Source organism: Herbaspirillum lusitanum (assembly GCF_026127345.1).
Classification (GTDB): domain Bacteria; phylum Pseudomonadota; class Gammaproteobacteria; order Burkholderiales; family Burkholderiaceae_D; genus Herbaspirillum; species Herbaspirillum lusitanum.
Map to the genome: position 1 here is coordinate 82,215 of NZ_QXFG01000005.1, position 23,915 is coordinate 106,129.

The window sequence follows — 23,915 nt, forward strand, 5'->3', positions numbered from 1 at the left end:
TTGTTGTTGTGACGGGCGCACGGGACGTTTGGCGGCGCGGCATCGTATACTCTAGCCCAATATTCGCCGACGGCGTACCTGCACGCCGCGTCGCCGTCCTCCGGTAAATGCATGCAATGACTTTTTCCAGCCTCGCAGTACAACTGATCAACGGCCTCGCCGATGCCTCCGCCATGTTCCTGGTGGCGGCCGGCTTGTCGCTGATTTTCGGCGTGACGCGCATCGTCAACTTCGCCCACGGTTCGTTCTACATGCTCGGCGTGTTCATCGCCTATACGCTGGTGAGCCTGATCGGCGCCAGCGGCGTCGGCTTCTGGAGTGCGGTGCTGTTGTCGGCCTGCGCGGTGGCGCTGCTCGGTGCGCTGGTCGAGATCACCATCCTGCGCCGGATTTATCGCGCGCCCGAGCTGTTCCAGTTGCTGGCGACATTTGCCGTGGTGCTGGTGCTCAAAGACGCCGCCCTGTACCTGTGGGGACCGGAGGACCTGTTCGGTCCGCGCGCCCCGGGTCTGGCCGGATCGGTGGAGTTGCTCGGGCGTCGCCTGCCGCAATACGACCTGGTGCTGATCGTCATCGGCCCGGTCGTGCTCGGCCTGTTGTGGCTGCTGCTCAACCGCACGCGCTGGGGCACGCTGATCCGCGCGGCGACCCAGGATCGCGAAATGGCCGGCGCGCTCGGCATCAACCAGTCGTGGCTGTTCACCGGCGTGTTCGCGCTCGGCTGCTTCCTCGCCGGCCTCGGCGGCGCGCTGCAGGGGCCGCGCATGCCGGCCACCCTGGCGCTCGACCTGGAAACCATCGGCAACGCCTTCGTGGTGGTCGTGGTGGGCGGCATGGGCTCAATCGGCGGCGCCTTCCTGGCGGCCTTGCTGATCGCTGAAATCAAGGCGTTGTGCGTGGCCTTCGGCCAGGTCTCGATTGCCGGCGTGGCGGTCTCGCTGTCCAAGTTGACGCTGGTGGCCGAATTCCTTGTCATGGCGCTGATCCTGGTGCTGCGCCCGTGGGGCCTGCTCGGCAAACCGCAGGTCGCCAATCGTGTCGCCGGTCCGCCGGAAGCGCCGCTGCGCCCGGCAAACACCATGCAACGCCGTCTCGGTCTGGCTGGTCTGGTCTTGCTGCTGGCGGCGCCGCTGCTGGCCGGCAGCTTTCCTTACCTGAGCGTCTTGCTGGTGGAAATATTGATCGCGGTGCTGTTCGCCGCCAGCCTGCATTTCATCATGGGGCCGGGCGGCATGCATTCCTTCGGCCATGCGGCGTATTTCGGGCTCGGCGCCTATGCGGCGGCGCTGGTGCTGACCGGCCTGCGCCTGCCGATGGAGATAGCGCTGATCGCCGGCCCGCTGGCGGGCGCGTTTGGCGCGTTGCTGTTCGGCTGGTTCTGCGTGCGGCTGTCGGGCGTCTACCTCGCGATGCTGACGCTGGCTTTCGCGCAGATCGTCTGGGCCATCGTGTTCCAGTGGGATGAGTTCACCGGCGGCAGCAACGGCCTGGTCGGCATCTGGCCTTCGGCCTGGGCTGCGTCGCCGACAGCGTTCTACTATTTGGCGCTTGCCTTCAGCGTGGCCGGTGTACTGCTGCTGCGGCGCGTGCTGTTTGCGCCGTTCGGCTACGCCATGCGCGCCGGCCGAGATTCGTCTCTGCGCGCGGAAGCGATCGGCATCGACGTCAAGCGCGTGCAATGGATGGCCTTCATCGTCGCGGGCCTGTTCTGCGGCATGGCCGGCGCGTTGTTTGCATTTTCCAAGGGCAGCATTTCACCGGAAGCGATCAGCGTGAGCCGCTCAGTCGACGGCCTCGTGATGGTCATGCTGGGCGGCATCCAGACGCTGTTCGGGCCGGTCGCCGGTGCGGCGGTGTTCACCTGGCTGCAGGACGTCGTCGCGCGCGAGACGGATTATTGGCGCGCCCTGCTGGGAGCGGTCATCCTGGCGCTGGTGCTGTTGTTCCCCGCAGGGATCGCCGGCTTCTCAGGTAAATCCTCAGGCAGATTCTCAGGCAGATGGCGCAAGAACCCAGGGGAGGTCGCATGAGCCTGCTGCAAGTACGCGACCTCGGCAAGAGTTTCGGCGGCGTCAAGGCGCTCGATGATGTGTCGTTCGACCTGCCCGAAGGTCAGCTACTGGCCTTGCTCGGACCGAACGGCGCGGGCAAGTCGACCTGTTTCAACATCCTTAACGGCCAGTACAAGCCGGACGCCGGCTCGGTGCATTTCGACGGGCGCGAGATCAGCAATGCACGCAGCAGCATGAAGCCGCGCGAGGTCTGGCGTCTCGGCGTTGGCCGCACCTTCCAGATCTCCGCCACCTTCAGCTCCATGACGGTAGTCGACAACATCCGGATGGCGCTGATCTCGCGCGAGCGCAAGCTGTTCAGTCTGTGGCGTCCGGCGGCCAGCATGTATCGCGATGAAGCGATGGAACTGCTGGCCCAGGTCGGCATGGCCGCGCAGGCGCAGCGTCCTTGCGGCGTGCTGGCCTACGGCGACGTCAAGCGCGTCGAGCTGGCGATCGCGCTGGCCAATCGTCCGCGCCTGTTGCTGATGGACGAACCCACCGCCGGCATGGCGCCCGGCGAGCGCAACGACCTGATGGCCTTGACCAAGGAGCTGGTGGTCGCACGCAAGCTCTCGGTGCTGTTTACCGAGCACAGCATGGACGTGGTGTTCGCCTTCGCCGATCGCATGATCGTGCTGGCGCGCGGTCGCATCATCGCGCAAGGCGACGGCGAAACCATCCGCAATCATCCGCAAGTACAGGAGGTCTATCTGGGCACCGGCAAGACGTTCGGGAAGGAAGCGCGATGAGCGGCGTGCAGGCAGACATCTTGCTGCGCGTGGAGCATCTCAACGCCTGGTACGGCCAGGCCCATATCCTGTTCGATGTCGGTTTCGAGGTCGGTCGCGGCGAAGTGGTGGCGCTGATGGGCCGCAATGGCGCCGGCAAGTCGACCACGATGAAGGCCGTCATGGGATTGCTCGACCATGCCGACGGCAAGGTCAACTTTCGCGGCCGGGACATCAGCCGTGCGCAACCGCACAAGATCGCGCGCATGGGCATGGGCTACGTGCCGGAAGACCGCCGCATCTTTTCCGAGCTGAGCGTGCTGGAAAATCTCGAAGTCGGCCGCCAGCCGCCGCGTCCCGATGCCTTCGCCTGGACGCCGCAGCAGCTGTTCGAATTGTTCCCCAACCTCGGTGAAATGCCGCAGCGCGCCGGCGGTCGCATGAGCGGCGGCGAGCAGCAGATGCTGACCGTCGCGCGCACGCTGATGGGCAATCCCTATCTGGTGCTGCTGGATGAACCGTCCGAAGGCGTGGCGCCGGTGATCGTCGAGCAGATGGCCGAGATGATCCTGCGCCTGAAGCAGGCCGGCATGGCGATCCTGTTGTCCGAACAGAACCTGCATTTCGCCGGATTGGTCAGCGACCGCGCCTACATCCTTGAGAACGGCCACATCCGCTATCAAGGCACGATGGCGGAACTGGCGCGCGACGAAGCGGTGCGGCGCGCTTACCTGGCGGTGTAGATTTGCCAGGCTGCGCAGTTGTCAAAACTACGTATCAAAACTACGTATACTTCCGCTCATGACTACGCATACTTCCTCGGCCTCTTCTCTTGCATCTTCTTCAATCTCAGCTGCGCGCCATGTTGTCGTCATCGGCGCCGGCGCAGTCGGCCTGATGAGTGCGCTGCATGCACTCGACCAGAGGTTCCAGGTGACCATCGTCGATCCGGGCCAACCCGACGGCGAGCAGGCGTCAAGCTACGGCAACGCCGGCTGGCTGTCTTCGCATTCGGTGCTGCCGCCGTCCGAGCCGGGCGTGTGGAAGAAGGTGCCCGGTTTCCTCGCCGATCCGCTCGGGCCGCTCTCGGTGCGCTGGCGCTACCTGCCGCGCACCTTGCCGTGGCTGCTCCGCTATCTGGTGGCCGGTTCCACCACCGCGCGCATCAGCGCGACTGCGGCGGCATTGCGGCCGCTGCTGCATGGCGCCGCACCGCTGCACAAGGCGATCGCGGAGCAGGCCGGCGTCGGCGATCTGATCGACCTCGGCGGTTTGCTGCACATCTATCGTTCGCGCGCGCATTTCGAAGCCGATGCAAGAGGCTGGGGCATCCGTCGCAAGCTCGGTATCGGCTGGCAGGAATTGTCGGCGCAGGAACTGCATGCACGCGAGCCGGATCTCGATCCGGCCTACGGCTTCGGCGTGCTGATTCCGGAAGCCGGACATTGCCGCAATCCCGGCGCGTATATCGCAGCGCTGGCGGCGCATGCCTGTGCGCGCGGCGCCCGTCTGACGGCGGTGACGGCAACGGGTTTTCGTTTTGAAGGGAATGGACTGGCGGCCGTGCAGACCGACGCCGGCGACATCCTTTGCGATGCCGCCGTCATCGCCGCCGGCGCACAGTCAAAAGCATTGGCCGCGAAAGCCGGCGACAAGGTGCCGCTGGAAACCGAGCGCGGCTACCACGCCATGGTGCTCGCGCCCGAAGGCCGGCCGCGTACGCCGATGATGATCATGGACCGCAAGGTCATCGCCACGCAGACGGAAGAAGGTTTGCGCGTGGCGGGACAGGTCGAGATCGCTTCCTTCGACGCCGCGCCGGACTGGCGTCGCGCCGAGATCATGCGTGACCTCGCATTGAAATTGTTCCCGGCGCTGCCGCGCGACCTGCCTGCAAATCGCGTGCGCTATTGGCTGGGTCGTCGTCCCAGCATGCCGGACGGCTTGCCCTGCATCGGGCGATCGTCGCGCAGCGTGGACATCATCCACGCTTTCGGCCACGGCCATATCGGACTCGGTTCATCGGCACGCACCGGTCGCCTGGTCGGCCAGTTGCTGGCCGGGCAATTGCCCGAGATCGACATGGCGCCGTTCAGTGCGCAGCGCTTCTGATCCGTTACTGATCGGAAGCGCCGGTTTCAATTCAGGTAAGAAAAAAATTCTTCCGCCGCCACCGGCCGCGCGAAGAAGCATCCCTGCACTTCATCGCAGCTCCATTCCTTCACCAGACCCATGATCTCTTCCGCATCGACGCCTTCGGCGACGATGCGGTGGTCGAGGTCCTTGGCCATGTCAAAAAAACACTGATTTCCCTGAAGAAATCATGTTGTTTCATCCACTCAGGAAAAGCCCGATATTTGCTCGCGTCGATTTATCTGAAAATCGGTTCACCCACTAGCAACACCCGGAAGTCCCAGCCAGTCCCCTCACACAATCCAGAGAGAACAACATGAAGAATTGGAAAATCGGCATCCGTCTTACCATCGGTTTTGGCATCGTCCTGGCATTGCTGGTCGCTGGAGCCATGTTCGGACTGCGTCAGGTCGCGAAGCTGAACGACCGCGTCGAATTCATTACCTCTGTCGACGAAGGCAAGCTGTTGACGTTGAGCAAAGTCCAGTTCGCCGTCGGCCTGCGCGCCATCGCCGCCCGCAACCTGGTGCTGGTGACTGACCCGGCACTGCAAAAAAGCGACATCGAACTGGTCGCCAAGGCACAGAAAGACATCGACAGCGGCATGGCAGAGCTGACCGCGCTGATGAAGAATCCTGCTGACGCCACGGCCCAGGAGCGCAACATGCTCGAACAGCTGCGCGCGCTGGAAGCCAAATACCTGCCGATCGCCACAAAGATCGGCGCATTGGCGACCACCCAACAGACGGAAGCGGCCAAGGCCGCGCTGGTCGCCGATTGCATGCCGCTGCTCAAGCAAGTGATCGCCCATATCAATGAATTCAATGTCGTCATGCGTGCCAGCACCACCGAGAGCGTTACGGCGGCGCAAGAAGCCTACGAAGTATCGAAGTGGACCATGCTTACCCTGAGCGCCGTCTCGCTGCTGCTCGGTTCGCTGATCGCCTGGTGGCTGACCCGCTCGATCTCGGGTCCCCTGAAGGAAGCCGTGACGATTGCACAAAACGTCAGCGCCGGCGACCTGACCAGCACCATCACGGTCGACAGCAAGGATGAACTGGGTCAACTGAAACTGGCGCTCAAGGAAATGAACGACAACCTGTTGCGCATCGTCGGCGATGTCCGCCACGGCACCGACACCATCGCCACCGCTTCGGGCGAAATCGCCAGCGGCAACCTGGACCTGTCGTCCCGTACCGAACAACAAGCCGGCTCGCTGCAGGAAACTGCTTCGGCGATGGAAGAACTGACCGCCACAGTCAGGCAAAACGCCGAGAACGCGCAACAAGCCAACAAGTTGGCGACAACCGCCTCCGACATCGCCGTCAAGGGGGGCGCGGTGGTGGCCCGCGTAGTCGAAACCATGGCCTCGATCAACGAATCGTCGAAGAAAGTGGTCGACATCATCGGCGTCATCGACGGCATCGCTTTCCAGACCAACATCCTGGCGCTCAACGCGGCAGTTGAGGCAGCGCGTGCCGGTGAACAAGGCCGCGGTTTTGCGGTGGTTGCTTCGGAAGTGCGCAGCCTGGCCCAGCGCTCGGCCTCGGCAGCCAAGGAAATCAAGCAACTGATCGGCACCTCGGTGGCCAAGGTCGACGCCGGCGCAGCGCTGGTGGATGAAGCCGGCGCCACCATGGGCGAGATCCTCGACAGCATCCAGCGCGTCACCGGCATCATGGGCGATATCAGCTCGGCCAGCGACGAACAGACGCGCGGCATCGAACAGATCAACCAGGCCATCACCCAAATGGATCAGGTCACGCAGCAAAACGCCGCGCTGGTGGAAGAAGCCGCCGCCGCAGCAGCATCGATGCAAAGCCAGACCAGCAGCCTGGCCGAACTGGTCAGCGTGTTCAAGCTCGACGAGCAGCACATGCAGTACGAAACAGCGCAGGCGGCGCCGTCCATCGCGCTCAAGCCTGGCCGCCATGCCGTGTCGGCTCCGGCGACCCAGGTGCATCACCTGCCCAAGCCGGTCAGCGCACCGTCCTTGTCGATGGATCACCTGAGCTACGCCGCATGAGGCGACAGGCGCAGAAGGCAGGCCAATGAATTTGTAGTGGGGGTAGTAGCAGTGAGTAGTGGGGTGAGGGAATGAGGTGCAGCATGCGCAAGCAAGGCCTCATGAACCGACGTGATGAACGTCGGTGTGCAGGCGGTTCGCAGCGATGCGATCCGCCTTTTTTTTGGCGCCGACGGCCGGGCCGGATCAGCGCGGCAGGTTGCCCAGCGGCAGCGCGGTCTTGTACTTGACCTGCTTGAGCGCGAAGCTGGAGCGGATGTTCTTGATGCCGGGAATCTTGGTCAGATGGTCCAGCACGAAATGCTCGAGCGCCTGCAGGTCCGGCACCACCAGGCGCAGCAGATAGTCTTCGTCGCCGGTCATCAGGTAGACCTCCATGACTTCGTCGAAGGCGCTCACCGCTTGTTCGAACTGCGCCAGCGTGGCCGACTCCTGTTTCTCGAGACTGATCTTGATGAAGACGTTGACCTTGAGCCCGAGCAGGTGCGGATTGCCCAGCGCGACGTAGCGCGAGATGATGCCTTCATTCTCCAGCCGCTTGACGCGCGCCAGCGTCGGCGACGGGGAGAGGTTAATCTTGGAGGACAGTTCGAGATTGCTCAGTGCGCTGTTTTGCTGCAGCGTGCTCAGAATACGTAAATCGATGGCGTCGAGTTCCATATGCAGAATTTATCTCCGTGAATTTTCGGTGGGCGGCATATTGTACTGTTTATTGTATGTCAAAGCATCGATTTCAGTGACTCATGCGGCCTGGTCAGGCGTACAGTCGTCAATTCACCCGGAGGAGACCAGAAAGTGGATCTGTCATCAGCAAGCGGCATCGCCAAAGACATCGATATCGACGCCCAAGAAACCCAGGAATGGCTGCAGGCGCTGCAAGGCGTATTGCAGGAAGTCGGACCCGACCGCGCGCGCTTCCTGCTGTCGCGCATGTCGGCCGCAGCCCAGCAATGGGGCATCAACTGGCGTGACGCCCGCAACACCCCCTATATCAATACCATTCGCCCTGAACAGGAGCCGCCGTTTCCGGGCGGATCCGACGCCCAGGCGATTGAAGAACACCTGGCCTCGGTCATGCGCTGGAACGCGCTGGCGATGGTGGTGCGCGCCAACCGCGCCTATGGCGAACTGGGCGGCCACATCGCCAGTTATGCTTCCGCCGCGGACTTGTTCGAAGTCGGCTTCAACCATTTCTTCCGCGCACGCGACGCGCAGTTTGCCGGCGACCTGGTCTACTTCCAGCCGCATTCCGCGCCCGGCATTTATGCACGGGCTTTCCTCGAAGGCGCACTGACTGAAGACGACCTCGGGTTCTACCGCCGCGAGATCGAAGCCAAGAAGCACGGCAAGCAAGGCTTGTCGTCGTATCCGCATCCGTGGCTGATGCCGAACTTCTGGCAGTTTCCGACCGGCTCGATGGGCATCGGTCCGATCAATGCGATTTACCAGGCGCGTTTCCTGCGCTATCTCGAACATCGCGGCCTTCTGCAAGACCAGGGCCGCAAGGTGTGGGGCGTGTTCGGCGACGGCGAAATGGACGAGCCGGAATCGCTGGCCGCCCTGAGCCTGGCCTCGCGTGAAAAACTCGACAACCTGATCTTCGTGGTCAACTGCAATCTGCAGCGCCTGGACGGGCCGGTGCGCGGTAACGGCCACATCGTCGACGAACTGGAAACCATCTTCGCCGGCGCCGGCTGGAACGTCGTCAAGCTGCTGTGGGGTTCTGACTGGGACAGCCTGTTCGCGCGCGACAAGGACGGCGAACTGATCGATGCGCTCAACCGCACCGTCGACGGCCAGCTGCAGACTTTCGCCGCCAACGACGGCGCCTTCAACCGCGAGCACTTCTTCGGCCAGACCGCCGGCACGCGCCGCATCGCCGAGACGCTCACCGACGAAGAGATCAATCGCCTGCGCCGCGGCGGCCACGACATGAAGAAGATCCATGCCGCCTATCACGCCGCCGCCAGCCATCGCGGCCAGCCGACCGTGATCCTGGCGCAGACCAAGAAGGGCTACGGCATGGGCGCGGCCGGCGAAGGCAAGATGACCACGCACCAGCAAAAGAAGCTCGACGAAGAAGTGCTGATCGCCTTCCGCAATCGCTTCAAGCTGCCGATCAGCGACGAGCAATGCAAGAGCCTGGCGTTCTACAAGCCGGCCGCCGACAGCGCCGAGATGAAGCATCTGCTGGCGCGCCGCGCCTCGCTGGGCGGACGCATGCCGCGCCGCGTCGCCAACGCCGACGACAAGGCCCAGCTGCGCGTGCCGCCCATCGAGACCCACGCCAGGTTCGCGCTCGACGCCGAAGGCAAGGAAATGTCGAGCACCATGGCGCTGGTGCGCATGCTCGGCAGCATGCTCAAGGACGCCGACCTCGGCCGCTACGTGGTGCCGATCGTCGCCGACGAAGCGCGCACCTTCGGCATGGCCAACCTGTTCCGCCAGGTCGGCATCTATTCTTCGCAAGGCCAGTTATATGAGCCGGAAGACATCGGCTCCATCCTGTCCTACCGCGAAGCCAAGGATGGCCAGATCCTCGAAGAAGGCATCACCGAAGCCGGCGCGATTTCGTCGTGGACGGCGGCGGCAACCAGCTATTCGGTGCACGGCCTGCCGATGCTGCCGTTCTACATCTACTATTCGATGTTCGGCTTCCAGCGCATCGGCGACCTGATCTGGGCTGCCGCCGACCAGCGTGCGCGCGGCTTCCTGATCGGCGCCACCTCGGGGCGCACCACGCTCGGCGGCGAAGGCCTGCAACACCAGGACGGCAGCAGCCACGTGACTGCCGCCGGCATTCCCAATTGCGTCTCCTACGATCCGGCCTACGCCTATGAAATGGCGGTGATCGTCGACGACGGCATGCGCCGCATGTTGGAGCGCAACGAAGACGTGTTCTATTACGTCACCGTCACCAACGAAAACGAAAATCAGCCGAGCTTGCCGCAAGGCCGCGACGTCAAGGACGGCATCTTGCGCGGCATGTATTGCCTCGCACCGCAAGCCGATGCGCAGGTGCGCCTGCTGGCGGCCGGACCGATGCTCAAGGAAGCGCTGTCGGCAGCACGCATGCTGCAGGAGCAGTTCGGCGTCACGGCCGAGGTGTGGAGCGTCACCAGCTTTACCGAGCTGGCGCGCGACGGCATCGCTGCCGAACGCCAGGCGCGTTTGCAACCGGGCGCCAAGGGCGCACTTCCGTATGTCACGCAACAGTTGACGCAGCAGCTGCAATCCGGCCAGGCGCCCGTCATCGCCGTCAGCGACTACGTACGCACCTTGTCCGAAAGCATCCGCGCCTACGTGCCGGCGCGCTACGTCACGCTGGGCACCGACGGCTTCGGCCGCAGCGACACGCGCGCCAACCTGCGCGATTTCTTCGAAGTCGACGCACGCTGGATCGCCTACACCGCGCTGACCGAAGTCTTCGGCGCCGATGCCGCCAGGCTCAAGGACGCAGCGGCAAAGCTGGGCGTCGACCTGGACAAGCCTTTATCGACCTCGGTCTGAACGTTTTCCAGCTGCAACCGGATTCGCCGCTTACCCGAGCGGCGAAGTGAACGCCACCTGTCGCCACGAGCGCAGGTGGCGATTTTCTTTGCTGACGCCGGCCTGACTTAATTCGAGAAAGTCCCGCCCAGGAAGCGGACTTTGGCGCAAAACCCCCACCTTCCGCGCCAAGCCAGTAAAATGCTGAATTCGCCCGGTCTTGCCGCCGGCAAACACGGATTTCCACTCATTTACTTTCCCTTACTCTCCCTCAGCATGGATACTCTCCTCGCGCTCAAAGCGCTCATCATGGGCATCGTAGAAGGCCTGACCGAATTTCTGCCGATTTCTTCCACCGGACACCTGATCCTGGCGGGCAGCCTGCTCAATTTCGCGGGTCCGGGCTTCTCCAAGGAGAAGGTCGACGTCTTCGAAATCGTCATCCAGGCCGGCGCCATCCTCGCCGTGTGCTGGGAATACCGCGTGCGCATCGCATCGGTGCTGGTCGGCATGTTTTCGGACCGCAAGGCGCAGCGGCTGGTGATCAACCTCATCATCGCCTTCCTGCCGGCGGCGATCCTCGGTTTCCTGTTCAGCAAGAAGATCAAGGCAGTGCTGTTCGCGCCGGTGCCGGTGGCGATCGCCTTCATCGTCGGCGGCCTGGTCATCCTGTGGGTCGAGCGTCGCAACAAGGGCCGCATGGGCTACGCGTCGTCGCGCATCGATTCGGTCGACGACATGACGCCGCTGGACGCCTTCAAGGTCGGCTGCGCGCAAGCCTTCGCGCTGATTCCCGGCACCAGCCGTTCCGGCGCCACCATCATCGGCGGGATGATGTTCGGCCTGTCGCGCAAGGCCGCCACGGAGTTCTCGTTCTTCCTGGCGATCCCGACGCTGTTCGCCGCCACCATCTATTCGCTGTACAAGGAGCGCGCGCTACTGAGCGCTGCCGACGTACCGCTGTTCACGGTCGGCACCGTGGCCGCCTTCGTCTCGGCCTTCCTGTGCGTGCGCTGGCTGCTGCGCTACATCAGCTCGCATGATTTCACCGTGTTCGCGTGGTACCGCATCCTGTTCGGCCTGGTGATTCTCGGTACGGCATACACCGGCGTGGTGGCCTGGGTGGAATAAGCGAGACGAACAGGCAAGCAACAAGGAAAGCATCGTGGCAAATGTGTGCAGCGCCGGTCTGGATATCGGCTTCGCTTCTCTGGATTATCTGCAGATCGGTTTTCTCGGCGTGGTGCAAGGCATCACCGAGCTGCTACCGATCTCGTCGACTGCGCACATGCGCATCGTGCCGGCGGTGCTGGGCTGGCACGATCCGGGCTCGGCGTTTTCGGCGGCGATGCAACTGGCGGCGCTGGCCGCAGTGGTCAGCTATTTTTGGCGCGACGTTACGGCGGTGACCAGTGGCAGCATCACCGCGTGGAGGCAGCGCGATTTCAACAGCCCGATGTTTCGTCTGGCGGTCGCCATCGTCCTCGCGACGATTCCGATCGGCATCGCCGGGCTTGTCTTGTCGCATGTGCTCAACGCCTGCGGTTCGCCGTTGCGCAGCCTGTCGGTCATCGGCTGGTCGTGTATCGCCATGGCGATCCTGCTGGCGATTGCCGAGCTGGTGTGCCGCCATCGCCGCACCGTCGACCAGATGCGTTTGTCCGATGCGCTGATCGTCGGTATCGCGCAAGTCGGCGCGCTGATTCCAGGCGTGTCGCGCTCGGGTTCGACCTTGACGGCGGCGCTCTTCCTCAATTTCAAACGCGAAGAAGCGGCGCGCTTTTCCTTCCTGCTGGGTTTGCCGGCCATTGCGCTGGCCGGCCTCAAGGAACTGGCCGTGCTGCTGCACGCGCATATCCCGCTGCACGCATGGTCGCTATTGTTGTTCGGCCTGCTCGTCGCGAGCGTCTCGGCGTTTTGCGCCATCTGGGGATTGATGAAATTCCTGGAGCGTTTCTCCACCTGGCCTTTCATTGTTTACCGCGCCGCACTTGGCGTGTTTTTGCTGGTTGCGGTCAGCAAGGGATTTTTGCAATAAATGTCAGAACTCGTTCAGGAGCAGCAAGGCAAAGCGCTGCACATACTCGAAACCGTCTTCGGCTACTCGTCGTTCCGCGGCCAACAGGACGAGATCGTCCAGCACGTCGTGCAAGGCGGCGATGCGCTGGTGCTGATGCCGACCGGCGGCGGCAAGTCGCTGTGCTATCAGGTGCCGGCGCTGGTGCGCGACGGCGTGGGCGTGGTGGTGTCGCCGCTGATCGCGCTGATGCAGGATCAGGTCGATGCGCTCGCTGAAGTCGGCGTGCGCGCCGCCTTCCTCAATTCCACCCAGACCTTCGACGAAGCGATGCAGATCGAACGGCGCGTGCGCAGCGGCGATATCGACCTGCTCTACGTCGCCCCTGAACGGCTGATGACGCCGCGCTGCCTCGAACTGCTGGAAGCCGCGCACATCGCGCTGTTCGCCATTGACGAAGCGCATTGCGTATCGCAGTGGGGCCACGATTTCCGTCCTGAATACATCAAGCTGTCGGTGCTGCACGAGCGTTTTCCGAACGTGCCGCGCATTGCGCTGACCGCAACCGCCGACCAGCAGACCCGCGAAGAAATCATCCATCGCCTGCAGCTCGAAGACGCACGCCAGTTCGTCTCGTCCTTCGACCGTCCCAACATCCGCTACCAGATCGTCGAAAAGGCCAACGGCCGCAAGCAGCTGCTCGACTTCATCGAGAGCGAACATGCCGACGATGCCGGCGTGGTGTATTGCCTGTCGCGCAAGAAGGTCGAAGAGACCGCCGAATTCCTCAAGCAGAGCGGCATCAACGCGCTGCCGTATCACGCCGGCATGGACTACGCCAAGCGCACCGCCAACCAGGCGCGCTTCCTGCGTGAAGACAAGATCGTGATGGTCGCCACCATCGCCTTCGGCATGGGCATCGACAAGCCCGACGTGCGCTTCGTCGCTCATCTGGACCTGCCCAAGAGCATCGAAGGCTACTACCAGGAAACCGGCCGCGCCGGCCGCGACGGCTTGCCCGCGAATGCCTGGATGGCCTACGGCCTGCAAGACGTGGTGCAGCAGCGCCGCATGATTTCCGAATCCGAAGCCGACGAAACCTTCAAGCGCGTGCTCGGCGTCAAGCTCGACGCCATGCTCGGCCTGTGCGAGACCCTGCATTGCCGCCGCGTGCGCCTGCTCGACTATTTCGGCCAGCACGGCCAGCAAGCTTGCGGCAACTGCGACATCTGCCTGACGCCGCCGGTCTCCTTCGACGGCACGCTGATGGCGCAAAAGCTGTTGTCGACCGTCTATCGCGTCGAGCAGCGTTTTGCCGCCGGCCACGTGCTGGATGTCTTGCGCGGCATTGACGGCGAGCGGGTCAAGCAATGGCGCCACGACCAATTGTCGGTGTTCGGCATCGGCAGCGAGTACGGCGAAGCCGAATGGCGCGCCGTGCTGCGCCAGGTCATCGCCCTCGGCCTGCTGACCGTCGACCATGAAAACTACAGTTCGCTCAAGCTGACCGAAGAAGCCAAGCCGGTCTTGCGCGGCGAGCAAAAAATCCAGCTGCGCCAATACCAGAAACCGGTCAAGCCCAAGCGCAGCTCCAGCTCCTCCAAATCCAACTACGTCGAGACCGATCTCTCGACCGAAGAACAGACCATCTTCGACAAGCTGCGCTGGTGGCGCGTCGAGACCGCGCGCAAGCACAACGTGCCGGCCTACGTCATCTTCCACGACGCCACCATGCGCGAAATCGCCAAGGCCAAGCCGTCCTCGCTGGACGACTTGCGTGGCGTCACGGGAGTTGGAGAGAAGAAACTCGAAACCTACGGCGCTGAAATTATTTCCCTGATTCGGGAAATTTCAGGCTAGAGCCTTCAGCGGCGCACTCGTCCTGCCGTTAATCCCTATATTCTGACAACCAACCGTTGGCCATCGCGCAGCCGACGGTTTTCGTGCGTCGCCCTGGTTCCGCGCTAACAAGCATGGGGGGATATATGAAGCTGACCAATTTAAGGATAGGCACACGTCTCGGTTTGCTGGCGGCATTGCTGCTGCTGGCGACCATCTTCGTCGGGGTGAGAGGCTGGATGACGCTCAACGAAAGCTTTGAGCAAAACACGCAGGCGATGCAAAAAGCCGGCACCATCGAAAAAGCCATCGACTCCGCCCGCAGCGCCCAGGTGCAATTCAAGATCCAGGTGCAGGAGTGGAAGAATACCTTGCTGCGCGGCAAGGATGACGCCACCTTCAATAAATACCGCCAGGCCTTCATCGACGAAGGCAAAGCCACGCAGATTAATCTCGATAAGCTCACTACCTTGTTGCCGGCGCTCGGCATCAGCATCGACAAGCTCAAGCAGGCGCAGCAGGCGCACGCCGAGCTCGGCGCCCACTACCTCGCCGCACTCCAGAAAGAATACAAACCGGAAGACCGCGACAGCGTCGCTCGCGTCGATGAAGCCGTCAAAGGAGCGGATCGCCTGCCCACGCAGATGATCGACGACATCGTCGCCGAAGTGCGCAAGTCCGCCGACAGATTCCGTGAAGAGATCGCCCTCGATGCAGCCGCCGATTATCGCGAGGCGCGCCTGACGCTGGTGGTGTCGATCGTACTGGCGCTAATCCTCGGCAGCATCGTCACGGTCTGGCTGGTGACCAGCATCACGCGTCCACTCAACACCGCCGTCCTGATCGCGCAGACCGTGGCCGCGGGCGACCTGCGCTCCGAAGTCATCGTCAGCGGCAAGGACGAGACCGCGCAACTGCTGCAAGCGCTCAAGGACATGAACGACAACCTGGTGCGCATCGTCAGCGAGGTACGCAGCGGCACCGACACCATCGCCACCGCCTCCACCGAGATCGCCACCGGCAACCAGGACTTGTCCTCGCGCACCGAACAGCAGGCCGGTTCGCTCGAAGAAACCGCCGCCTCGATGGAAGAGATCACCGCCACCGTGCAAAAGAACGCCGAGAACACGCAGCAGGCCAACAAGCTCGCCGCCGATGCCTCGGGCGTCGCCGTCAAGGGCGGCGAAATGGTCGCCGCAGTGGTCGACACCATGAACGCCATTGAGCAGAGTTCGCACAAGATCGTCGACATCATCGGCGTCATCGACGGCATCGCCTTCCAGACCAACATCCTGGCGCTCAATGCTGCTGTTGAAGCAGCACGTGCCGGCGAACAGGGCAGGGGCTTCGCCGTGGTTGCATCGGAAGTGCGCACGCTGGCCCAACGCAGTGCCACCGCCGCCAAGGAAATCAAGGAACTCATCGGCGACTCCGTCGCCAAGATCAATAGCGGCACCAGCCTGGTCGGCAACGCCGGCCAGACCATGCAGGAAATCGTCGGTGCGGTCGCGCAGGTGGCCGGCATCATGGACCAGATCACGCGCGCCAACCGCGAGCAAAGCGCCGGTATCGACGAAGTCAATCGTGCGGTGGTGCAAATGGATATGGTCACGCAGCAGAACGCGGCGCTGGTGGAACAAGCCGCCGCCGCTGCAGAAAGCCTGCAGGATCAGGCGGCCGGATTGGCGCGCACAGTCAGCGTATTCAAACTGCGCACGGCATGAAGCGAAAGAGAATGCAGGTCAGAGGCCTGATCAGCCCTGTTTGATGAAAACCAGGTCCCACACCCCGTGGCCGAGTCGCAGGCCGCGGTTTTCAAACTTGGTGACGGGACGATAGTCGGGACGTGGCGCATAACCTTCGGCGGCATCGGTGCTGTTCTTCAGCGCCGGTTCCGCGCCCAGCACTTCCAGCATCTGGATCGCATACTCTTCCCAGTCGGTCGCGCAATGCAGGTACCCGCCCGGCGCCAGACGCGACGCCAGCAGGCTCACCAGCGGCCCCTGGATCAGGCGGCGCTTGTTGTGACGCGCCTTGTGCCACGGATCGGGGAAAAACACATGCACGCCCGCCAGCGAGCCCGGCGCAATCATGTTGGTCAGCACTTCCACCGCATCATGCTGGATCAGACGCATATTGGAGAGGCCCTGCTCGCCGATCTGCTTCAGCAGACTGCCCACGCCCGGCGTATGCACTTCCACGCCGATGAAATTCTTCTCCGGCATATCCGCCGCAATCTTCGCACTGGTGTCGCCCATGCCGAAACCGATCTCGAACACCGTCGGCGCCGAGCGTCCGAAAGCCGCATCGATATCCAGCGTCTCCTTCGCATACGGCAACAGGAACTTCGGACCAAGTTCCTCAATGGCGCGCGCCTGCGCACCGGATAAGCGCCCCGCACGCGTGACGAAGCTGCGGATGCGATGTTCGGTCGGATCGTAAAAAAGCGGTTTGCCGGATTTGTTTTCTGACATGAATGACTCGTGAAGCGAAAGATCGGAAGATGGATTGTTATGCGGCGTGCAAAAGGCAGGCAAAAGGCAAGTAGAGCAGCGAAGAAAAACGCCTGATCCTCTAGCACCCTGGAGCGGGTGAAGGGGATCGAACCCTCGTCGTAAGCTTGGGAAGCTTCTGCTCTACCATTGAGCTACACCCGCGAACCCCGCATTTTACGCGGGATTTGGGGTGTTTTGTGAACTTGAAGGTTGTTCAGTGTGATGGATTCTGTGGTGGCCGATTGCTTTAAGCTGTTATCGCTTTCCCAAAGCACTGCAGGGAAGTGTTGTTGTAAGACCGAGAGCCAAGAAGCTTATTCGAAATATGTTCGTTCACAACGTTCCGTAATGCTATTTTGCATTACCCCTTCGTCGTCTCGAGCTTTATTTACGAGTCCCATGTCTTTTAATTTTCCAGTACGCCGGCCAATGAGTTGATGAGTTGTGTCCAGAAGCGCTGCAATTTCTCCTGCTCGCATCTCTCTTCCTTCATCATTAATTGTGGAAACGATTTCAAGCTCGATCGGTTCCAGCATGATGCCTTTGTCTAACAACTCGACTTCATGTTTAAAATTATCAGATAGGTTCACAACCGAGCACGTTCCATCCCCACATTCTGGGCAACGCCATTTGTATAAGGCAATGCTGTCTTTGCTGTCCATCGGAAAACACTGAGAGCAATCGGCACACTTGATTGTTTGGCTCAACGATAGATATTCATAAACGGCCCTCGTATAATCGAAACAGCGCTGAACAAAATAATTTCTAAACTCTCTTCCATCGGGAAATCCCCAAGACATTCGTTCGGTCTCTGTCATCCCCATAAAAAAAGCATAGACGATAACTGGCTGTCCTTCTTTATCTCTGGTATTTTTATATCTGCTAACAAAAAAATTTGATTCAAGAGACGAAAATACATCCTCGAGCTCGGGCTTCACAATAAAATGGCTTGTAGGTGGGTTCGTCAGTCCAGAAAAATAGCGGCCACCCACATCCCCGTCGATAATTTTTTTTCTGATACCACGGGCTTCTTTAAGCAGGTGGTCTAATATTTGTTTTTGATTGTGCCGATCCAATTTATTTTCAAATGGTTCAAGCGCAAATCTATTCATTTTTTCGAAATATTTAAGCACCGTATTTTCGAAATATTTTCTTGCTGCGAGTCTAATAGACGCGACTGTGATTTTTTGCCCTTTCGAAACTCGATCCAAATAGCATTGATGTAGTAAATGTCCCATGATTCGTGGAACATTAAAAGATGCTTTGAACATCATGTTCATATGATCGTCTACGTTTACTGAAGAACTCGTTTCAAAATAATCGGCCAAGGTTAGGCCAAATGCCTTAAACCTTGCAGCGAGCAGTCGTGAAGTGTAATCCGTAGCTGAACGTTCCATTTCCTGAACTTCGGCAGCTTCATACAGTGCTGAGAAATCGAGTGGAATCGTATCGGTTTTTCCTGGATCAATGCGGCCGTAATAAACACGCCCTGGATAACCAGCGACTTTTAACTTTACTGATTCATTGCTCGAATTGTTGAGTGGCGACAAAATTACATCTACGAATAGTCGCTGATCCAACAGTTTTAATTCCGAAAAATCGTCGAAAAATATTACTAATCTTGTTAGTCCAGATTCTGCAAGAATCGTTTTTATTTCAAATAAGATTTCGTTAAAAGGAAAAGAGCGGATAACGATGTCGGAATATTCGTTATAGACATCATTATCATCTAGGGTTTTATCGAAATCGGAAGTCGAGTCGTCGCCCCCAATGGCGGCTTCAACACCTTTGTTGCTGACTTTGATTCCTACGTTGTCTTTGGAGGTATTCGTAATGGATTTTTCTTGTTGACGTTTTACCCGAAGCTGCCGAGTAATTTTTTGCAAAATTGGTATTTCATGAGTTTCTAACTTTGCATTTTTTACCTGAGTAGCAATATTCTTCATCGAGGTTTTCAGCTCGTCGTATTGCCGTTTTGAACCTAACCATCGATCAAGAAGGGACATGTTGTCGCAGACTGTTCCAATTTCCTTCAAGAGCTCAGCAATTAGGTTCCCAAGTAGCACTTTACGAAGCATGTGCGCGCGGTACGTGCCGAGTGAAATTCCATAGCCCGTAACGTCAATATCCTCTATGTCGTTTGACGCCAAGATGTCATAGAGCGATTTGACGTCGATGTAGATAGAAATAACGTCTTTTTTCTGTCTAATAATAGACTGCGCTTTGGCAAATACTGTGCTTTTCCCCGTTCCTTTTCGGCCTAGTAGAAAAGTTGTGTTGCCTGATAAAACTGAATTTAAAATGGCATTTCCTGGCAACGGATCAACATATAGCTGATCAATCGGTTTCGTTCCGATTTCTGCTTCAAAATCTTTAAGTTCTGCTCTTCTGTATTGCCGAAGCGACTCGGCGACTTTGGCAAATTTCTCGATGTTCATTCAAATTCCTATTTTTGATATGTTGAGTTGCCGTCTCTATCGACAGCCAAAAAGGATGCGTTCAAATTGCTTCGCTAAGCGGGAATTTCATGTGAGCGTGCATCGACTTCGTATGGTGCATTTGCATATTCATAGTCAACGATCTGTTGGAGATAAACAGGAAGAAAAGCCGCTATTGATCCCATTTGTTCATATTGATGAACGTGACGAAGTTCATGTGATAACAAACGTATAGATTCATGGGGGCGGCAAATGCAAATGCTGTGGCCGAGAGTGATGCCTGCCATGTGGGGGCCAAATAGGCCTGTAGCTAAACCTGCCTGCCGAAGGGCCAAATCTGATGGCAATGGGAGTTGCCCGTGTACTATGGAAATACGAACTTTCTCTGGTTCAGAAACACCCACACGCTTTGCCAGAGAAATTTCGTATTCGGTAAGAGGAATTCCGGTATTCAGAATTTCTTTTTCTCGTTCTTGAGCCCAAGAAATCGCTTTGGGTAAAAGGAACGGCAATGCTGATCGTAAATCGAAAGTCATAATTGCCTTCGGCTATGTGGGAGGTTAAGTGCGCGTATAGAGCACTCTAAGATGTAGACGCTGTAGCTCGGCACCATTACTTCGTGAGTGAAGTTGATAGCCTCTTTTTTGCAGTCGAAACTTGCTTCTTTGCTTTTTCAAATTGTTCTTCCGCAACAGCAAGTTCAGCCATGCAGGCTTCAATCTCAGACCCTTTTAACCATGCGAGTATTTTGGGGATTTGGTCTAGGCTTCCACCAATAATTCCGGGGTCAGACCCTGCCAATATCGACAGACGGTGTTTGCATGCAGTGCCACTAGTCCCGGCAGCGCAAGTACAAAACGCACCTAGTCTCTTTTCTTCGTATATAAAGCTGACCGTATAAGGTGTCGCAGATGAACCTTGAACGGTGAATTCAACTGATTCCATTTCTTCCCCTTCGGCTTTGTTTTTTGGTTTTTAATTAATAGCCACGAATAATTCTTTTTCCCTTGTTGCCGTTTCTCACAACTATAGGGAATGTGTCTGGATCATTCCTAACGACAATGCGTGATGCAAACATTATCACTAGAACAAAAGAATACACTGGTCCAAGCTATCGCGGAAGATAGCGGTTTGAATTTGGACTACTACGGTTTTTTTGAAATACTACTCGGGATGTTTGAGGATGTTCCAGGCTTCGAAATCGACAAGCCGAAAGTTAGCTTGCTCAACGAAATGTGGTAAATGTATAGCTTGCTGAAGTCGCCATCGGCATAAGCAAGTCTTATTTTTTTGCAGCTAACTTTTAGCCCAGACCTGCAACTGTTCCACCAAGACAGGATAGAGCCAAGTTGAGCTGATTTTCTATAAGCTAATAATAGATTCATCACTACTAATAAAGAAGCAATGGGAAAGATGAAATTGATCGCACGAGTTGTGTTTCTGAGTTTATCTGCGTTGTACGTCGCGGCTTGTGCGCCACTCGCAGGTCATGGGGTGCTTAAGCCTGGAGAGACTGCGGTCGCCGAGGATGAGTCTATTGTCGTCATCGGAGTTCGACAGCCATACTATGAAGTCAACTTCAAGACCATCGATTACAACGGTCCCAAAAACACCCCCTCCAACAGATGGCTCATAGGCGCACCAAGCGATGGCTATCTGGTTGGTCGCGTCGCAGCTGGAATTACCATGGAAGGGACATCCGTACGTCGTACTCTCAACTCTGAAAAGGGACTTTTTGGGAAGGTATATTATCCCTGCGGAGGAGGCGATAAAGCGGTGTTTGATATTCCTCGGGGCAAGGTGCTTTATATCGGTGATTTTGACTTTAGTCGGTCGGAGAGCGAAGAGGTATTGCCCAATTCAGTTCTTAGGTTGTTTTTTGAGTACGACAGCAATATCGTGGCGGCCAGAGCTTATTTGAAGAAAGCTTATCCAGATCTAGCCGAACGTTTGGAGAGCGCAGATGTTCAGATTATGAAGGCGCGAAATCCTTGTCCGAAAACGACTACGCAAATGCTGATTCTGATCCCCTCAAAAAAATGACTTCGGCACGTTTATCAATCTGAACAAGCCGGATCTATAGCAGCTTTACTTCCTGTTGATCTTCAACAGATTGTTGGCTATGAATACGTAAATGCAGCAGTCGTGAAGAGTCCCCAATAACCTCCGCCCGTCAGTGCCGGAGATTGAAACGACCTATACCTAAACGTCTGGCAATCTGTGCCATGCCCCCTTTATCCGAGAGGCCGGCTTTCAATTTTTCTTTCACCAGTTGTCGGGCTGCCGGTTCTGTAGGTAAGTTTTCAAGCCGCACAAGAGCCTATCCCACTTCGAACAATTGGGCTGTAAGCAGTAAAAATGAGAAGCATTCTTAGAAAACATTTACAATGCGGCTTCCAGTTTTTCTTCAATAGCCAGCCCGGTTCCGGTTGCCGCAATTATCTGCGGTGTGCTTGAACATTCACTGCCAGCGACTTCATTTCTTAAAGGAAGCGACATGGCAGAACGGACGACAAAGCAACACCACGCATATCGGCAACAGGGCATCGGGTATCGGGGCAGGCAACAGCGTGCTTGGCGCCCCGGCCTCTTGCCGGTGACATTTTCTGCACTGCTGGCCGGGGCCGTATTGCCGCAGGCGCAGGCGCAAGAAACTTTGCCGCAGATCGACGTCACGGCAGAAAGCGACAAGGAAACCGCCAAAGGCCCGGTGCGCGGCTATGTGGCGCGGCGCAGCGCCACCGGTTCCAAGACCGACTCCGCCCTGATCGAAACGCCGCAGGCCATCAGCGTCATCACGCGCGATCAGATCGAAGACCACGGCGCGCTCAACCTGCAGGAAACCATGCGCTACAGCGCCGGTATTCGCGCCGAGGCTTACGGCTTTGACAATCGCGGCGACTGGAGCACTGTGCGCGGTGTCGCGCCGGTGATTTATCTGGATGGTCTGCAGATGTCCTTCGGCAGCTATACCAATATTCGTCCCGACGTCTACATGCTTGAGCGGGTCGAAGTCTTGCACGGCCCGTCTTCGGTGTTGTACGGCCAGGGCAGCGTCGGCGGCATCGTCAACATGACGTCGAAGATGCCGCAGGCCGAGCGCATGAACGAGATCGGCCTACAGCTCGGCCTGAACAATCGCAAGCAGATATCGGGCGACTTCACCGGCGCCTTTGATGACGACGGCAAGCTGCTGTACCGGCTGGTGGTGGTCGGTCGCGAGAGCGATACCGATGTCGATTATGTACCCGACAACCGCACCCTGGTTGCGCCTTCGCTGACCTGGCGGCCGAACGCCGATACCTCGCTGACGCTGTATGCACGCTATCAGAAAGATGTCAGCGGCTCGTCGGTGGGGTTCTTCCCGTGGCGCGGCACCTTGTACGCTGCACCCAATGGCCAGATCTCCACCAGCCGCTTCATCAGTGAGCCCGGCTTTGACGATTTCACCGCCAAGCAGCGTTCGGCCGGCTATCAGTTCGAACACAAGTTCAGTCCCAATCTGGCGTTTCGCCAGAACTTGCGTTATACCAACAGCGAGGTGAATTACCAGAGCATCTACGCGCGCTTCAGTCCGGCGCCAGCGCTCAATGCAGACAATCGCAGCATCAACCGCACGGTTTACATCAATCGTCCGCAAGTCATCAGCGCGGTGGCCGATACGCAGATGGAAGCGCGCCTCAATAGCGGCGCCCTGCAACACACCGTGCTGGCCGGGCTCGACTATCAGCGCGCCGTGACCAATGGCGTCAGCGGTTCCGGCAACACCACGGCGATCGATGTCTACACCCCTGTCTATGGTAATTACACGTTGCCGGTGCTGCGCCGCGCAGCCGAGGCAACCCAGCGCCAGACCGGCGTCTATCTGCAGGATCAGATCAAGTTCGGCGCCTGGACCGCCTTGCTGGCGGTGCGTCGCGACTGGTCCAAGTCGGACACCGCCAATACGCCGAGCGCCGCGCGTGACGACACCGCACTGACCAAGCGCGCCGGTCTGGTGTATCAGTTCGAGAACGGCATTGCGCCTTATATCAGCTATGCCGAATCGTTCCAGCCGCTGGGCGGCTTCGACTTTTACAATACGCCGTACAAGCCTACGCGCGGCAAGCAGACCGAAGTCGGCGTCAAGTTCCAGCCGGCCGGCAGCCGCTCCTCATACACTGCCGCGCTATACGATCTGAGCGAGCTCAATCGCAAGACCACCGACCCGACCAACCCCAGCAACAGCATTCAGATCGGTGAAGCGCAGGTGCGCGGACTGGAGCTGGAGGCGACCACCGAGCTGAACCGGCAGTGGACCATGACGGCCGGCTACAGCTATACCGACGCCAAAGTGGCGCGCAGCAACGGCACCGATAACGGCAAGCGTCTGGCTGGTATTCCTGAACACATGGCCTCGCTGTGGGCGACCTATCGTTTCAACGGAGCGTTGGCCGGCCTGACGCTGGGTGGTGGCGCACGTTATGTCGGCACATCCTATGACGGCATGGACAACAATCCGATTCCATCGGTCACATTGGCCGATGCGATGATGTCGTATAACGCGGGTTCATGGATGTACCGCTTCAACGTCAACAATCTCTTCGACAAGACTTATGTCAGCGTCTGTTTGGCGCGTGGCGACTGTTTCTACGGCGCCCGTCGCAGCGCGGTGCTGAGCGCCACCTATCGCTTCTGATCGGTTGCTGCCGACATG

Annotated in this window: 18 protein-coding genes and 1 tRNA gene; 12 read left to right on the top strand and 7 right to left on the bottom strand. The window is 58.9% G+C overall.

What is annotated here, in order from left to right; genetic code table 11:
* The first annotated feature begins 116 nt into the window (after positions 1-116).
* The 4 genes from DXT88_RS04570 to DXT88_RS04585 are packed head-to-tail and all read left to right on the top strand — an operon-like array spanning position 117 to position 4,894.
* The gene (locus DXT88_RS04570) at positions 117-2,030 is read left to right on the top strand and encodes an ABC transporter permease (protein ID WP_265211792.1); all 1,914 of its coding nucleotides are present in this window, start codon (positions 117-119) and stop codon (positions 2,028-2,030) included.
* Positions 2,027-2,803, top strand: coding sequence for an ABC transporter ATP-binding protein (locus tag DXT88_RS04575; RefSeq protein WP_265211793.1), 777 nt, complete (start codon positions 2,027-2,029; stop codon positions 2,801-2,803). Before DXT88_RS04570 ends, DXT88_RS04575 begins: the two co-directional genes overlap by 4 nt.
* Positions 2,800-3,525 carry an ABC transporter ATP-binding protein gene (locus DXT88_RS04580; RefSeq protein WP_265211794.1) on the top strand — a complete coding sequence of 242 codons (726 nt, stop codon included), beginning with the start codon at positions 2,800-2,802 and terminating at the stop codon, positions 3,523-3,525. Before DXT88_RS04575 ends, DXT88_RS04580 begins: the two co-directional genes overlap by 4 nt.
* Positions 3,526-3,583: 58 nt before the next feature.
* Positions 3,584-4,894 carry an NAD(P)/FAD-dependent oxidoreductase gene (locus DXT88_RS04585; protein ID WP_265211795.1) on the top strand — a complete coding sequence of 437 codons (1,311 nt, stop codon included), beginning with the start codon at positions 3,584-3,586 and terminating at the stop codon, positions 4,892-4,894.
* A 26-nt stretch (positions 4,895-4,920) separates the two neighbouring features.
* Here the strand turns inward: DXT88_RS04585 and DXT88_RS04590 are convergent, their stop codons facing one another.
* Positions 4,921-5,073, bottom strand: coding sequence for an EAL domain-containing protein (locus tag DXT88_RS04590; protein ID WP_265211796.1), 153 nt, complete (start codon positions 5,071-5,073; stop codon positions 4,921-4,923).
* A gap of 158 nt (positions 5,074-5,231) precedes the next feature.
* Here DXT88_RS04590 and DXT88_RS04595 point away from each other — a divergent pair, with 158 nt between their 5' ends.
* Positions 5,232-6,941, top strand: coding sequence for a methyl-accepting chemotaxis protein (locus DXT88_RS04595; RefSeq protein WP_265211797.1), 1,710 nt, complete (start codon positions 5,232-5,234; stop codon positions 6,939-6,941).
* A 186-nt stretch (positions 6,942-7,127) separates the two neighbouring features.
* On the opposite strand, the gene DXT88_RS04600 is transcribed toward DXT88_RS04595, so the two are convergent.
* Positions 7,128-7,601, bottom strand: a complete 474-nt coding sequence (locus tag DXT88_RS04600) for an Lrp/AsnC family transcriptional regulator (RefSeq protein ID WP_265211798.1) — start codon at positions 7,599-7,601, stop codon at positions 7,128-7,130.
* Positions 7,602-7,736: 135 nt separating this feature from the next.
* Between DXT88_RS04600 and mdeB the strand changes: the two genes are divergently transcribed.
* The 5 genes from mdeB (at position 7,737) to DXT88_RS04625 (ending at position 16,010) form a co-directional block, all read left to right on the top strand.
* Positions 7,737-10,451, top strand: a complete 2,715-nt coding sequence (mdeB, locus tag DXT88_RS04605; protein ID WP_265211799.1) for an alpha-ketoglutarate dehydrogenase — start codon at positions 7,737-7,739, stop codon at positions 10,449-10,451.
* A 255-nt stretch (positions 10,452-10,706) separates the two neighbouring features.
* On the top strand, positions 10,707-11,561 hold the full coding sequence (locus DXT88_RS04610; RefSeq protein ID WP_016834646.1) for an undecaprenyl-diphosphate phosphatase: 855 nt from the start codon (positions 10,707-10,709) through the stop codon (positions 11,559-11,561).
* A 34-nt stretch (positions 11,562-11,595) separates the two neighbouring features.
* Positions 11,596-12,468 (top strand): undecaprenyl-diphosphate phosphatase, encoded by an 873-nt coding sequence (locus DXT88_RS04615; RefSeq protein WP_016834643.1) that lies wholly within the window; start codon positions 11,596-11,598, stop codon positions 12,466-12,468.
* Positions 12,469-14,307 (top strand): DNA helicase RecQ, encoded by a 1,839-nt coding sequence (recQ, locus tag DXT88_RS04620; protein WP_265211800.1) that lies wholly within the window; start codon positions 12,469-12,471, stop codon positions 14,305-14,307.
* 125 nt (positions 14,308-14,432) lie between these two features.
* Positions 14,433-16,010 carry a methyl-accepting chemotaxis protein gene (locus DXT88_RS04625; protein WP_265211801.1) on the top strand — a complete coding sequence of 526 codons (1,578 nt, stop codon included), beginning with the start codon at positions 14,433-14,435 and terminating at the stop codon, positions 16,008-16,010.
* Positions 16,011-16,040: 30 nt separating this feature from the next.
* Here the strand turns inward: DXT88_RS04625 and trmB are convergent, their stop codons facing one another.
* The 5 genes from trmB to DXT88_RS04650 form a co-directional block, all read right to left on the bottom strand.
* Positions 16,041-16,760, bottom strand: coding sequence for a tRNA (guanosine(46)-N7)-methyltransferase TrmB (gene trmB / locus DXT88_RS04630; RefSeq protein ID WP_265211802.1), 720 nt, complete (start codon positions 16,758-16,760; stop codon positions 16,041-16,043).
* 109 nt (positions 16,761-16,869) lie between these two features.
* A tRNA-Gly gene (locus tag DXT88_RS04635) sits at positions 16,870-16,943 on the bottom strand.
* Positions 16,944-17,095: 152 nt separating this feature from the next.
* Positions 17,096-19,219, bottom strand: coding sequence for a MarR family transcriptional regulator (locus DXT88_RS04640; RefSeq protein WP_265211803.1), 2,124 nt, complete (start codon positions 19,217-19,219; stop codon positions 17,096-17,098).
* A 74-nt stretch (positions 19,220-19,293) separates the two neighbouring features.
* Positions 19,294-19,755, bottom strand: coding sequence for a hypothetical protein (locus DXT88_RS04645; protein ID WP_265211804.1), 462 nt, complete (start codon positions 19,753-19,755; stop codon positions 19,294-19,296).
* Positions 19,756-19,831: 76 nt separating this feature from the next.
* Positions 19,832-20,164: a hypothetical protein gene (locus DXT88_RS04650; protein WP_265211805.1), complete on the bottom strand. Its 333-nt coding sequence runs from the start codon at positions 20,162-20,164 to the stop codon at positions 19,832-19,834.
* Between the two features lie 468 nt (positions 20,165-20,632).
* Here DXT88_RS04650 and DXT88_RS04655 point away from each other — a divergent pair, with 468 nt between their 5' ends.
* Positions 20,633-21,262: a hypothetical protein gene (locus DXT88_RS04655; protein WP_265211806.1), complete on the top strand. Its 630-nt coding sequence runs from the start codon at positions 20,633-20,635 to the stop codon at positions 21,260-21,262.
* 547 nt (positions 21,263-21,809) lie between these two features.
* Positions 21,810-23,897, top strand: a complete 2,088-nt coding sequence (locus tag DXT88_RS04660; RefSeq protein WP_407649266.1) for a TonB-dependent siderophore receptor — start codon at positions 21,810-21,812, stop codon at positions 23,895-23,897.
* Positions 23,898-23,915 lie beyond the last annotated feature (18 nt).

What these genes read in the sequence shown, in the direction of transcription:
- recQ (WP_265211800.1), top strand. Translation starts at nt 12,469, where the DNA reads ATGTCAGAACTCGTTCAGGAGCAGCAAGGCAAAGCGCTGCACATACTC.
- DXT88_RS04640 (WP_265211803.1), bottom strand. Translation starts at nt 19,219, where the DNA reads ATGAACATCGAGAAATTTGCCAAAGTCGCCGAGTCGCTTCGGCAATAC.
- DXT88_RS04580 (WP_265211794.1), top strand. Translation starts at nt 2,800, where the DNA reads ATGAGCGGCGTGCAGGCAGACATCTTGCTGCGCGTGGAGCATCTCAAC.
- DXT88_RS04575 (WP_265211793.1), top strand. Translation starts at nt 2,027, where the DNA reads ATGAGCCTGCTGCAAGTACGCGACCTCGGCAAGAGTTTCGGCGGCGTC.
- trmB (WP_265211802.1), bottom strand. Translation starts at nt 16,760, where the DNA reads ATGTCAGAAAACAAATCCGGCAAACCGCTTTTTTACGATCCGACCGAA.
- DXT88_RS04595 (WP_265211797.1), top strand. Translation starts at nt 5,232, where the DNA reads ATGAAGAATTGGAAAATCGGCATCCGTCTTACCATCGGTTTTGGCATC.
- DXT88_RS04585 (WP_265211795.1), top strand. Translation starts at nt 3,584, where the DNA reads ATGACTACGCATACTTCCTCGGCCTCTTCTCTTGCATCTTCTTCAATC.
- DXT88_RS04650 (WP_265211805.1), bottom strand. Translation starts at nt 20,164, where the DNA reads ATGGAATCAGTTGAATTCACCGTTCAAGGTTCATCTGCGACACCTTAT.
- DXT88_RS04590 (WP_265211796.1), bottom strand. Translation starts at nt 5,073, where the DNA reads ATGGCCAAGGACCTCGACCACCGCATCGTCGCCGAAGGCGTCGATGCG.
- DXT88_RS04645 (WP_265211804.1), bottom strand. Translation starts at nt 19,755, where the DNA reads ATGACTTTCGATTTACGATCAGCATTGCCGTTCCTTTTACCCAAAGCG.
- DXT88_RS04600 (WP_265211798.1), bottom strand. Translation starts at nt 7,601, where the DNA reads ATGGAACTCGACGCCATCGATTTACGTATTCTGAGCACGCTGCAGCAA.
- DXT88_RS04570 (WP_265211792.1), top strand. Translation starts at nt 117, where the DNA reads ATGACTTTTTCCAGCCTCGCAGTACAACTGATCAACGGCCTCGCCGAT.
- DXT88_RS04625 (WP_265211801.1), top strand. Translation starts at nt 14,433, where the DNA reads ATGAAGCTGACCAATTTAAGGATAGGCACACGTCTCGGTTTGCTGGCG.
- DXT88_RS04655 (WP_265211806.1), top strand. Translation starts at nt 20,633, where the DNA reads ATGAAATTGATCGCACGAGTTGTGTTTCTGAGTTTATCTGCGTTGTAC.
- DXT88_RS04610 (WP_016834646.1), top strand. Translation starts at nt 10,707, where the DNA reads ATGGATACTCTCCTCGCGCTCAAAGCGCTCATCATGGGCATCGTAGAA.